This is a genomic window from Negativicutes bacterium, from assembly GCA_018052945.1.
GTDB lineage: Bacteria > Bacillota > Negativicutes > JAGPMH01 > JAGPMH01 > JAGPMH01.
Map to the genome: position 1 here is coordinate 1 of JAGPMH010000042.1, position 12,747 is coordinate 12,747.

General features: G+C 31.7%; 14 protein-coding genes and 1 other annotated feature. All 14 genes read left to right on the plus strand.

What is annotated here, in order from left to right:
- On the plus strand, window positions 1–606 hold a 606-nt coding region (locus KBI38_06685; protein MBP8629742.1), incomplete at its 5' end, for a hypothetical protein.
- A 340-nt stretch (window positions 607–946) separates the two neighbouring features.
- Window positions 947–1,147 carry a DUF896 domain-containing protein gene (locus KBI38_06690; protein ID MBP8629743.1) on the plus strand — a complete coding sequence of 67 codons (201 nt, stop codon included), beginning with the start codon at window positions 947–949 and terminating at the stop codon, window positions 1,145–1,147.
- A gap of 14 nt (window positions 1,148–1,161) precedes the next feature.
- A complete protein-coding gene (locus KBI38_06695) occupies window positions 1,162–1,431 on the plus strand; it encodes an ACT domain-containing protein (protein MBP8629744.1) in 270 nt (89 codons plus the stop codon).
- A gap of 21 nt (window positions 1,432–1,452) precedes the next feature.
- Entirely contained in the window at window positions 1,453–2,811 is a 1,359-nt protein-coding gene (locus tag KBI38_06700; protein ID MBP8629745.1) for a PFL family protein, read from the plus strand.
- Between the two features lie 11 nt (window positions 2,812–2,822).
- Window positions 2,823–3,455: an endonuclease III gene (gene nth, locus KBI38_06705; GenBank protein ID MBP8629746.1), complete on the plus strand. Its 633-nt coding sequence runs from the start codon at window positions 2,823–2,825 to the stop codon at window positions 3,453–3,455.
- 20 nt (window positions 3,456–3,475) lie between these two features.
- Window positions 3,476–3,928 carry an N-acetyltransferase gene (locus tag KBI38_06710; GenBank protein MBP8629747.1) on the plus strand — a complete coding sequence of 151 codons (453 nt, stop codon included), beginning with the start codon at window positions 3,476–3,478 and terminating at the stop codon, window positions 3,926–3,928.
- Window positions 3,929–3,980: 52 nt separating this feature from the next.
- Window positions 3,981–4,218: a binding site (T-box leader), on the plus strand.
- Window positions 4,219–4,267: 49 nt separating this feature from the next.
- Window positions 4,268–5,284: a 3-deoxy-7-phosphoheptulonate synthase gene (aroF, locus tag KBI38_06715; protein ID MBP8629748.1), complete on the plus strand. Its 1,017-nt coding sequence runs from the start codon at window positions 4,268–4,270 to the stop codon at window positions 5,282–5,284.
- Window positions 5,281–6,168: a prephenate dehydrogenase/arogenate dehydrogenase family protein gene (locus tag KBI38_06720; GenBank protein ID MBP8629749.1), complete on the plus strand. Its 888-nt coding sequence runs from the start codon at window positions 5,281–5,283 to the stop codon at window positions 6,166–6,168. The genes aroF and KBI38_06720 overlap by 4 nt, the downstream gene beginning before the upstream one ends.
- A gap of 91 nt (window positions 6,169–6,259) precedes the next feature.
- Window positions 6,260–6,784, plus strand: coding sequence for a cob(I)yrinic acid a,c-diamide adenosyltransferase (gene cobO / locus KBI38_06725; GenBank protein MBP8629750.1), 525 nt, complete (start codon window positions 6,260–6,262; stop codon window positions 6,782–6,784).
- A 64-nt stretch (window positions 6,785–6,848) separates the two neighbouring features.
- Window positions 6,849–8,033, plus strand: a complete 1,185-nt coding sequence (locus KBI38_06730; protein ID MBP8629751.1) for an MFS transporter — start codon at window positions 6,849–6,851, stop codon at window positions 8,031–8,033.
- Window positions 8,034–8,105: 72 nt separating this feature from the next.
- A complete protein-coding gene (locus tag KBI38_06735) occupies window positions 8,106–8,621 on the plus strand; it encodes a DUF456 domain-containing protein (protein MBP8629752.1) in 516 nt (171 codons plus the stop codon).
- An 18-nt stretch (window positions 8,622–8,639) separates the two neighbouring features.
- Window positions 8,640–11,564, plus strand: coding sequence for an insulinase family protein (locus KBI38_06740; GenBank protein ID MBP8629753.1), 2,925 nt, complete (start codon window positions 8,640–8,642; stop codon window positions 11,562–11,564).
- Between the two features lie 12 nt (window positions 11,565–11,576).
- Window positions 11,577–12,200 carry a TetR/AcrR family transcriptional regulator gene (locus KBI38_06745; protein ID MBP8629754.1) on the plus strand — a complete coding sequence of 208 codons (624 nt, stop codon included), beginning with the start codon at window positions 11,577–11,579 and terminating at the stop codon, window positions 12,198–12,200.
- Between the two features lie 23 nt (window positions 12,201–12,223).
- On the plus strand, window positions 12,224–12,747 hold a 524-nt coding region (locus tag KBI38_06750), incomplete at its 3' end, for a biotin/lipoyl-binding protein (GenBank protein MBP8629755.1).

The window sequence follows — 12,747 nt, forward strand, 5'->3', positions numbered from 1 at the left end:
ATAAACAAACTTGAAAAATTTGAGTCTATAGATGAATTTTTAAAGTCGGAGCAAAAATATTCCAAGGGTGTTTATTTCTTTTTTGATCCTGCTGAAAAAATCAATAATGGTTATAATAGAATTATTAGAGTTGGAAGTCACGGTTTATCAGCTGGGGTTAAAAGTAATTTAAAAGGAAGATTGAGACAACATAAAGGTTTTATTAATGGTGGTGGAAATCGTAGGGTTTCAGTTTTTAGAAGACATGTAGGTAATGCCATTATAAAGAAAGAAAATTTTGACGAAAATCAAGTGCGAGATGAAGTTTTAGAAAAAATGATTAGTGACTATATTAATAGTTTACCTTTAGCGGTTTTATTATTTGAAGATAAGTGTAAATTGAGAAAAGATATTGAAAAAAAATCGATAAGATTACTTTCTGAAAATATGGAAAATATTAACATAAATTGGCTTGGGACATATTCTAATAATGAAAAAATTAAAAAATCTGGTTTATGGAATATACAACATGTAAAAATAAAAAAAGAAAATGAAAAATGTGCTGAAATTAAAGAATTCTTGATAGCGTTAGAGACTTTAGTAAAATTACAAAATAATAAGGAATAGATATTTAATTATAAATTAAACTCAATTAATATTCTGCCGATGTTAAGGTTTTATAGTTGGTGGGTTGGTTGTTATGAAAAAGATATATGTTATCAGTTTGGAAAAATTAGCACTTTAAGACTTGAAAATACTGTTTTTTTCATTAGAATGATATTTTTCTCGATAAAGTCGACTTGTCATAAAAAATATTATTGGCTATTTTTCAAGTAATTCTTGAATTTTATTGGTAAGTAAATTATTATTAAATGGAAACATAATAAATTTTCAGAGACTGAAGAACAGATTTAGTTTGTTGTTCGGTCTTTGCTTTTAAATTTGAGCTTTAAGAGGAGTTTTTACAGTGATTACTAAAGAAACTATTGAAAGAATAAATGAATTAGCACGTAAAAAACGTGAATTTGGTCTTTCGGAAATTGAGTTAAAAGAGCAAGCGAAATTACGCAAATTATATATTGATAATATTAAAACACAACTTCGTGATACTTTAGAATGTATTGAGTTTGTGGATGAGCCTGCGAAAACTTCAGTAAAATTAAATTAAAAGGGGCAGTTAAAATGAAAATAGTAGTAACAATAGTTGGAAAAGATCGTGTAGGGATTATTGCAATGGTTAGCAATATTTTAGCTGATAATAAAGTTAATATTTTAAATATCAACCAAAATATTTTAGAAGGTTTTTTTAATATGATTATGATTGCCGATATGAAAGACAGCAAAATGAGTATTAAGGACTTACAACAAATCTTAAAAGAAAAAGGCGAAGAAATAGCACTTGATATTAAGGTTCAGCATGAAGATATTTTCGATATTATGCATAAAATTTAGAAAAGAATAGGGGACTTTACTTTGTTAACTATTAAAAATATATTAGAAACTAATAGAATGATTACCGAGAATAAGCTTGATGTTAGAACTATTACAATGGGGATTAGTTTAAGAGATTGTGCACATCCTAACATTAAGCAATTTTGTCAAAATGTTTATGATAAAATTACTAGTTCCGCTGAATTTTTAGTGCGAACTGGTGAAGATATTGAAGCGGAATATGGTATTCCAATCATTAATAAAAGGATTTCTGTAACGCCGATTGCAATTGCTGCTGAAAGTTGTAAAACAGATAGTTATGTGCCGGTTGCTGAGGCGTTAGATGCCGCGGCGAAAGAGGTTGGCGTTAATTTTATTGGTGGCTTTTCGGCGCTGGTAGAAAAAGGCTATACTAATGGTGATAGAATTTTAATAAATTCCATTCCGCAAGCTTTAGCAACTACTGATAGAGTTTGTTCTTCTGTTAATTTAGGTTCAACTAAAGCTGGTATTAATATGGATTGTGTTAGAGAAATGGGCGAAATTATTAAACGTGCGGCTGAGCTTACGCGTGATCGTGAAGCAATTGGTTGTGCTAAATTAGTTGTGTTTGTCAATGCTCCTAGTGATAATCCATTTATGGCGGGTGCTTTTCATGGGGTTGGTGAACCTGATAAAGTAATTAATGTTGGGGTAAGTGGTCCCGGCGTTGTAAAAAAAGCATTAGAAGATTATCGTGGCGCTGATTTTAGTCAAGTGGCTGAAGTTATCAAGAAAACCGCTTTTAAAATTACAAGAGTTGGTCAATTGGTAGCGCAAGAAGCTTCTAAGCGTTTGGGCATTCCATTTGGGATCATTGATTTATCCTTAGCACCGACACCAGCAATTGGTGATAGTGTGGCACATATTTTAGAAGAAATGGGCTTAGAAAGTTGTGGTGCTCCAGGTACGACGGCGGCGTTAGCACTATTAAACGATGCTGTTAAAAAAGGTGGTTTAATGGCTTCATCTCATGTTGGAGGACTAAGCGGTGCATTTATTCCGGTTAGTGAAGACGCTGGTATGATTGCGGCGATTGAGTGTGGCAGTTTATCTATTGAAAAATTAGAGGCAATGACTTGTGTGTGCTCGGTTGGTCTTGATATGATTGCAGTGCCTGGTGATACTACTGCTTCTACGATTTCCGGTATTATTGCGGATGAAGCAGCTATCGGGATGATTAATAATAAAACTACTGCTGTTAGAATAATTCCAGTACCGGGGAAAAAAGTTGGCGATAATGTTGAGTTTGGTGGGCTATTAGGTTATAGTCCGATTTTAAAAGTTAATAATTTTAGCTCAGATGCATTTATTGCTAGAGGTGGACGAATCCCTGCTCCGGTTCGTAGTTTGACTAATTAATAGGTGATTTTGTGTATGTTACAAAAAAAATAAAGCATGAGATGCTACAAATATTAGAAGATATATATATAGATTCAAAACCTGCTTTAAAGTATAATTCGGAATTTGAATTGTTAATTGCGGTAATTTTATCAGCACAATGTACTGATGTTAGAGTTAATATTACAACGGGACGGATGTTTCCGCGGTATAATACTCCAGAAAAAATGTTACAGCTTACTGTTAGTGAATTAGAAGAACAAATTAAAGATTGCGGTCTATACAAAAGCAAGGCTAAAAATATTCATGAAACTTGTAAAATTTTAAGCAGTCAATATAATTCAGTTGTCCCTAGTGATTTTGATGAACTAATTAAATTACCAGGGGTTGGCAGAAAAACAGCTAATGTAGTGAGAAGTATTTTGTTTGATATACCGGCAATTGCGGTGGATACACATGTGTTTCGTGTTTCTAATCGGTTAAGATTAGCGCAAGGTCTTACGCCACTTGAGGTCGAAAAAAAGTTAATGAAAGCTATCCCGCAAGATAAGTGGTCAGCCGCACATCATTGGTTGATTTGGCATGGTCGCTTGATTTGTAAAGCTCGTAAGCCACTTTGTCATAGTTGTAAGTTAGCGGAGCTTTGTCCAAGTAGCGGAAAGTAAAATAAAAGGATGGATGAGTTATGTTGTTTAGAAAAGCGACATTTGACGATGTTGAGGCGATTTTTCAGTTAGTTAATCGTTATGCCGAAGAAGGTTTAATGCTTGCTCGTTCACGTAATATGTTATATGAATCTTTACGCGATATGATTGTTGCAGAAAAAGATGATGAAGTTGTTGGCGTTGGGGCACTTCATTTATCTTGGGATAAACTTGCAGAAATAAGAACGATGGCGATTGCACCAACTATGAAAAAACAAGGTGTTGGTAGGAAAATTGTTGAAATGCTTATTGAAGAAGGACGACAATTAGGTGTTAAAAATTTATTTACATTAACATATCAGCCAGAGTTTTTTGGTAAGTTAGGCTTTTATGAGATTAATAAAGATAAATTACCTCATAAAGTTTGGAAGGATTGTATTAATTGTCCGAAGTTTCCTAATTGCGATGAAATTGCCATGGAAAGAGAAATTTAAAAAAATATTGACAAATGATTTTTATATATCTATAATAATTATTAATATATTAACAAATGCTAGGAACAAGAAAAGTAAGTTAGTGCGTTTTTTCAGAGAGCTGAGGGTGCTGGAACTCAGTAAAATAACTAATTGAAATACACTTGGGAGCAACGAACTGAACAGTTTACTAAGTAGGTTTTGTCGGAGTGCCACCGTTATCATAGGCTAGAGTATTTAAGTACTTGAAGAGAGTGGCTTGCTTCTGGCAAGCAGGGTGGTACCACGGGTATATATTGCTCGTCCCTGATTAGGGGCGAGCTTTTTTGTATCTAATTTTAAATTTTAGGAGGAATAAAGATGATTATTGTAATGAGTCCAAAAGCGTCACAACAAGAAATAGATAATGTAATTGCTAAAATTGAAGAACGTGGGTTACATGTTCATTTATCAGCGGGACAATCACGCACTATTATTGGTGTTATTGGCGATAAAAAGGTTATTTCTCAAATGCAAATCGAGGTATTGCCAGGTGTGGAAAAATCAGTTAGCGTAACTGAAAGTTATAAATTAGTGAGTCGTGAATTTAAAAATGAAGATTCAATCTTAAATATTGGTGGAGTTATGGTTGGTGGCGATAACTTAACGGTAATGGCAGGACCATGTGCTGTCGAAAGTCGCGATCAACTATTCGAAGCCGCTGCAGCTGTTAAAGCTGCCGGGGCTCAGTTTTTAAGAGGCGGAGCTTTTAAACCTCGTACTTCACCATATGATTTCCAAGGTTTAGCTGAACAAGGCTTAAAAATGTTAGCTGAAGCTGGTCAAAAACATGGTTTGAAAATTGTTACGGAAATTGTGGATGTAAATGCAATAGATTTACACTGTGAATATGCTGATGTGCTACAAGTTGGTGCCCGTAATATGCAAAATTTTGAACTGTTAAAAACTGTCGGTAAAGCAAAAAAACCAGTCTTATTAAAACGAGGTATTTCTGCAACAATTTCGGAATGGTTGAATGCGGCAGAGTATATTATGAGTGAAGGTAATTATGATGTAATGTTATGTGAGCGTGGTATTAGAACATATGAAACTTACACTAGAAACACGTTAGATCTTGGCGCTGTAGCAGCTATTAAAGAATTATCGCATTTGCCGGTTATCGTTGACCCGAGTCATGGTACAGGCCGTCGTAGTATGGTTTTACCAATGTCTAGAGCAGCGATTGCAGCTGGTGCTGATGGTTTAATGATTGAAGTTCATCCAAAGCCTGAAATTGCGTTATGTGATGGGAAACAGTCTTTGAATCCTGGTGATTTCCAAACATTAATGGATGAAATTTCAGTATATGCTAATTTAGTAGGTAAGAAGATAAAATGAGTAAACTGAACATTTGCATAATTGGCTTAGGTCTAATCGGTGCTTCACTAGGCTTAGCAATAAAAAAGCATTTACAAAATGATGTTTATATTATAGGAATAGATAAAGCTATCGTTACAACAAACTTTGCTGTTGAAAATAATTTTGTGGATTATGCTAGTAATTTAATAGATGAAAATATTAAAAAAGCTGATATTGTGTTTTTATGTACACCAGTTTTGCAAATAGTTCCAATGGTTGAAAAGATTTTACCATACTTAAAGCCCGATGCAATATTAACTGATGTTGGTAGTACTAAAGGCTTTATTTGGTCAAAACTAAAACAAATATTACCACATGATATTGATTATGTTGCTGGACATCCGATGACCGGTAGCGAGCAAAGCGGGATTAAAGCAGCCAATGCGGAGTTGTTTAGAAATAAAGGCTATATTTTAATTCCACAAACAGCTAAAAAGGAAAAATCGGTAAAGCTTGTAAATGAATTATTGAAAGTAACAGGTGCGAATATTACAACGATGGGTATTGAAGAACATGATGCTGTGGCGGCTGTTATTAGTCACGTTCCTCATGTTGTCGCAGCAGGGTTGGTCAATATCTTAGGTAGCGCAGAAACCGATGTTGATAATAAGCTTAAATTAGCTGGTGGGGGCTTTAAAGATACGACGAGAATTGCTTCTTCTAACTCTGATATGTGGGCAGATATTTGTATCTCCAATGCTGATAATATCATTATCGAATTAGAAAAACTGCAAACTGAAATTACTGGTGTTATCACTGATATTAAAAATAATGATCGTGATAATATTTATAATTATTTTTATAAAGCTAAATGTAGAAGAGATAAGCTAATTGACGCTGCTAATAGAATATTAAAGAAATAAGCCTAATAATAAACCTGTATTCTAAATAATGCGGGTTTATTATTTTTTTATATAGTATTATAATTATATAATATGCATAGGGGGCGAAACTTTGCAAAAAGGATTAATTATTGTTAATACTGGCAACGGAAAAGGAAAAACGACTGCGGCATTAGGCTTAGCAATCAGAGCATGGGGGCAAGGTCTTAAGGTTTTGATCTTGCAATTTATTAAAGGTAGCTGGAAGTATGGAGAGTTAGCGGCAATTAGTAAAATGGATGATAATATTGTCATTATGCCATTAGGGGAAGGGTTTACTAATAAAAACCTTGAGGAAAAAGAAAAACATAAATTTGTTGCGATAGAAGCATTAACAACAGCTGAGAAAGAAGTAAAATCAAAAAAATGGGATATGATTATTTTAGATGAGATTAATTATGCCCTAAAATATGATTTGTTAGAGCTAAATTCAGTGTTGAAGTTACTGGATGAGAAAGATTCATCATTGCATTTAGTATTAACAGGTCGTGATGCTAAAGAGGAAATAATTTCTAGAGCGGATATGGTAACGGAGATGAAAGAATTAAAGCATCATTATAAAAATGGAATAAAAGCGCAAAGAGGAATAGAGTTTTAAAACCATTAGCAATATCGATATGATATTGCTAATGGTTTTAGTATCTATAATATGGGGTGGGTAATTGGAACAAGAAAGATTATGGACAAGAAACTTTGTCGTTATATCATTAGCCAGTTTTTTTGTCGCCATGGTATTTTATCTGTTGATGACAACGATGGCGTTGTTTTCAGTACAGGAATTTCAAGCTAATCAAAGTCAAGCTGGATTAGCTAGTGGAGTCTTTGTCGTAGGGGCATTAGGATTTAGACTGTTAGTTGGCAGATACATTGAACTAATTGGCAGAAAAAAAGTAGTATATGGAAGTTTATTTCTTTTCTTTTTATTAAGTTTTTTATATTGGAAAGTAGATAATTTGCAGTTCTTATTTTTAGTAAGGTTTATTCATGGGGGAGCATTTGGGGCTGCTAATACAGCTATTCAGACTATTATTATTGATAATATTCCTTTGGCTAAACGCGGTGAAGGAATTGGTTATTTTTCGCTTAGTTCGACATTAGCGACTGCGATAGGACCACTATTGGGAATTGTATTAATGCAATATTGTGGTTTTGAAATGATTTTTTTAGCTTGCAATATTTTAGCAATGATCAGTATCATATGTCTTTATTTAGCACAGATAAAAAATGTTGAACTGAATATAGAGCAAAGAAATTCCTTTAAAAATTTACATTGGCAAGATTTTTTTGAAGAAAAAGCCTTGCCAATTTCCTTGATTATGTTTGTGATGGGAATTGCTTTTTCTGGTATTCTTACGTTTATTAATTCTTATGCTTTAAGTTTGAATTTAGCTTTAGCAGCGAAATTTTTCTTTTTAATTTATGCTGTATTTATCATTATTTCAAGACCTTTTACCGGACGATTGTTAGATTTAAAAGGCGATAATTTTATAATGTATCCAGCATTGTTTGTTTATGGTATTAGTTTGTTTTTATTAAGTGAAGGTTATAATGACTATTTATTTCTTACGGCCGGAGCTTTAATTGGTTTAGGATTTGGTACTGTTATGTCTAGCTCGCAAGTTATTGCCACTAAGAAAGCACCACGACATAAAATTGGTTTAGCCACCGCTACTTTTTTCTTTGCGTTAGATTTTGGCGTAGGAATAGGACCTTATTTTATTGGATTATTAATACCTTATATCGGCTTTAGTGGAATGTATAAGCTTTTAAGTATCATTGTTATTGCAATGATACTTGCATATCATTATTTACATGGTAAATCATTTAAAAATATTACAACTAAATAATTATTATAAAAATAATAAAAATAACAGGAAAAATCATAATTTTATATAATATTAGTATAATTAGGAGTATCTATGGATGGATTTTTAATAATTGCAAACATAATTTTTATAATATTATTGTTAATAAGTAGTTTACTAACAATAATAAGTTTACCGGGCAACATTTTGCTGTTAATTAGCATGTTACTATATGGTTTGTATGATAATTTTATTCATTTAACTTATTATGATATTTTAATAGTAGTAGTCTTGTTAATAATAGGTGAAGTAATTGAATTTATTAATGGACCGGTTTTAGCTAAAGCGAAGGGTGCTTCAACTAAGACTGTCATTTTTACTGGCATTGCAATGATTATTGGTGGCGTTTTAGGTTCGATAGTATTAATAGGAATAGGTTCAATTATTGGGGCTATTTTAAGTGGTTTTTTAACAGCCTTTTACTTTGAATATAATGAAAGTAAAAATATTGAAAGTGCTAAAATTATTGCTAAAGCGATTGTTAAAGGACAAATTATGGGAGTTTTAATTAAATTTATAATAGTGCTGTTTAGTATTGGTTTTTTAATTACAAAGTTATCGTGGCAATAAATGATTGGGGGATATTAGATGACTAATTTGTTAGTAAATAACATTTATCATGGTTTTAAATTAAAGGAAATAAAAAAAATAAAAGAAATTGCGACAGAAGCATTTTTGTTTCAACATGAAATTACTGGAGCAAGATTGTTGTTTTTGGAAAACGAAGATGATAATAAGGTTTTTTCTATTTCTTTTAGAACACCACCGGCAGATAATACGGGGGTTGCGCATATTGTAGAGCACTCAGTGCTATGTGGCTCGAGAAAATTCAATCTAAAGGAACCGTTTGTAGAATTAGTAAAAGGTTCATTGAATACTTTTTTAAATGCGATGACTTTTCCTGATAAGACTATGTATCCGGTAGCTAGTAGAAATGATAAAGATTTTCAAAATCTTATGGATGTTTATTTAGATGCAGTTTTTTTTCCTAATATATACAAGTATCCAGAGATATTAATGCAAGAAGGCTGGCATTATGAAATAGAAGACAAGGCTGATGAGTTAACTTATAAAGGTGTTGTTTATAATGAAATGAAAGGCGTGTTTTCTTCGCCAGAATCAATTTTAGACAGTAAAATTTTCTCATCATTATTTCCTAATTCTACTTATGGCTTTGAATCAGGAGGAGATCCTGATGAAATTATAGATTTGACTAATGAACAATTTTTAGAATTTCACGCTAAATATTATCATCCTTCCAATAGTTATATTTATTTGTATGGTAAAATGGATATTTTAGAAAAACTACAATTTCTTAACACAGAGTATTTAAGTAATTTTACAGCTTTAAGCGTTAATTCCGCTATTGATAAGCAAGAATTGTTTACTGAATGTGTTGAAAAAATTGACTATTATCCTGTATCAACAAATGAGGAATTGCATGATAAGACATTTTTAAGTTTAAACTATATTGTGGGTGATATTAAAGAAGCAGAAGAAATGCTTGCTTTCCAAATATTAGAGCATTTGTTGTTAAAAACACAAGCTGCTCCACTAAAAAAGGCATTGGTTGATGCTCAATTAGGTAAAGATGTTTTGAGTATGTTTAATAATGACATCTTACAACCTACCTTTAGTATCATTTTAAATGGCTCAAATAAAGAGAAAAAAGCTGATTTTATTAAGGTTATAACTGAAACCTTAAATGAATTGGTGGAAAATGGTATTGATAAAAAGTTGATCGAAGCTTCAATCTCATTATTGGAATTTAAATTAAGAGAAGCTGACTTTGGACATAGCCCGAAAGGTCTAATTTATAATATAAAGTGTATGACCAGTTGGTTGTATGACCAAGATCCATTTATGTATTTAGAATATGAAACTATTCTAAATACAATTAAAAATGAGAAAGATAATAATTATTTTGAGAATTTAATTAAAAATAAGATATTAAATAATTCTCATAAAACATTAGTGATATTGGAACCAAAGAAAGGCTTAGCTGAGGAAAAAGAAGCTGAAATAAAAGCACAATTAGAAGCTGTGAAAAAAGATTTAAGTGTAGAACAAATAGATAAGTTGATTTTGCAAACTGCGCAGCTTAAAGAACGCCAAGAACAGCCTGATACACCGGAAAGTTTGGCTAGTATTCCTTTATTAGAAATTTCTGATATTAATAAGGATTCAGAAAAGCTTGTTTTTCAAGAGAAAAATGAAGCAGAGACTAAAGTTTTATTACATAATTTAAATACTAATAAAATTGCGTATTTATCATTATATTTTGATGCCGGGGTTTTACCGGAAAATTTAATTCATTATACTTATTTGTTCTCAGAACTATTAGGTAAAGTTGATACTGTTAATTATAAATATGCTGATTTGGCAAATGAAATCAATATTAATACTGGTGGTATTGGATTTGATTTATATGCTTATAGCAAAGATGAAAACTATAGTGAATATTATCCTAAGTTTAAGATTAAAGCAAAAGCTTTAATTGAAAAAATTCCTAGTTTGACAAATTTATTAACAGAAATAATGCATAATAGTTTATTTGTTAATAAAAAGAGAATAAAAGAATTAGTTGATCAGATAAAAGCTTCAATGGAAATGTCTTTAATTAGAAATGCTCAGCAAGTTGCTGCCAGTAGGGTTACAGCTTATTTTTCTGACTCTGCTAAATATAATGAGCTAGGAAGTTTGAGCTTTTATGAATTTATCAACAATTTTAGTAAGAATTTTGATGATGAGTTTAATATTTTGCAAGAGCGGTTTGTAGAAGTCAAAGAATATATTTTTAATAAAAATAACTTGTTAACAAGTATTACTTTGACAGAAGCTGAGTATAACGAGTTTGTTGTGCATTATAAGAATTTAGTAAAATCATTGAATAATCAGCCATTTGAACAGCAAAAGTATACTTTCTCATTAGTAAAACTAAATGAAGGCTTGATGACTTCAGGAAAAGTGCAATATGTCGCAAAGGGCGCAAACTTTATGAAATTAGGCTATCATTATACTGGTAGTTTAAAAGTGTTGGAAACAATTTTGCGCTATGATTATTTCTGGAATAAAATTAGAGTTCAAGGTGGTGCTTATGGCGCCTTTACTCACTTTAGAACTAATGGTAATATGGTATTTGGTTCTTATCGTGATCCTAACTTAACTGAAACGATTGATGTTTATAATGAAACGGCCAATTATTTACGTAATTTTGCTGTTTCAGAACGAGAAATGACTAAATATATTATTGGTACTATAAGTGGTGTGGATTCGCCGCTTACGCCACAAATGAAAGGTGCACTGGCTACAGAATGTTATATCAGTAATGTTAATGATATAAAAATTCAGCAAGAGCGAGCGGAAATTTTACAAACAAATCAAGATACTATTAAAGGGTTAGCTGAATTGATTGAGGCAGCGATGCAAGAAAACTATCTTTGTGTAGTTGGCAGTGAAAGTAAAATTACGCAACATAAAGAAGTATTTGGTCAAACGAAACACTTAATTTAAGGGGTAGCTATAATGAATACATTTGATGAATTAAATAAAAATGAATCTAAAAGCAAACGTCAACAAATTTTAGACGCTGCGTACAATATTTTCTCAAGAAAAGGGTTTTATAAAACAACGGTAGACGAAATAATTGCAATGGCCGATACGGGGAAAGGGACAGTTTATAATTATTTTGTCAATAAAGAACAACTTTTTTATACAATTGTTAAAGAAAAACATGAACCGTTTACTAATAAATTAAAAAGTATTTATGAAAAAGATATTACACCAACAGAAAAAATTAATTGTATGGTTAGAGCTTTTTTAGAGTTTTATGATGAAAACATTGGTTTGTGGAGAGCTTTAATGCATGAAATTAGAGCCTTAAGTCCGGATGGTTATTCTGATTTTGATGAAGCACAAGTTAAAAAGTATCGTCAAATTGTTCTAGATGAGTTTGGGATATTAGAGGATGTATTAAAGCAAGGAATAATAAACGGTGACTTTAGACAATGCTCAACTACTCAAGCTTCATATGGTTTATTAAGTGCAGTTATTGTTATGTCAATGCAGGACTTAATGCAAGATAGAACTCTTGAAGAAACAGCAACAATGATCACAAATACATTTTTATATGGGTTAGCAACTCGCTAAAAATGTCAAAGGAGTTCTTGTAAATGTCGCAAGAAGAAATAGAATATAATCTTAGTACTATTAAAAACACTTATTTCATTAAAATTTTTATTGGCATTATTATTGTTATTGTGTTAAGTTTTTTGCTGATGACAAGAATTTTTAACAATAACAACTATCTTACTATTAATGATGCTAAGCTTGTCGGCAGTAAAGTGGAAGTTAAGTCAAAGGTTAGTGGCTTACTAGGAAATGTTACAGTTGCTGAAGGAACAAATGTTAAAGCTGGCGATATTATTGCTAAAATAGATGTTACCGATATTGTAAAAAAGAGAAATGAGCTTGAGCTCAAATTAAAAGAAGCAAAACTTAATTATGCTAAATTAAAAGCAACTAATACTGCACCGCCACAAATTAATACTTATAGTGCTAATGTTACTGTTAACTCAAATAGTGCGGAAATTGAGTTAGCGAAAGCTAATAAAGAAAAGATGGAAAAACTATTTTCATTAGGGGCAATTAGTAAAAATCAATATAACCAAGCGGTTGAAGATTATAATAAAGCACT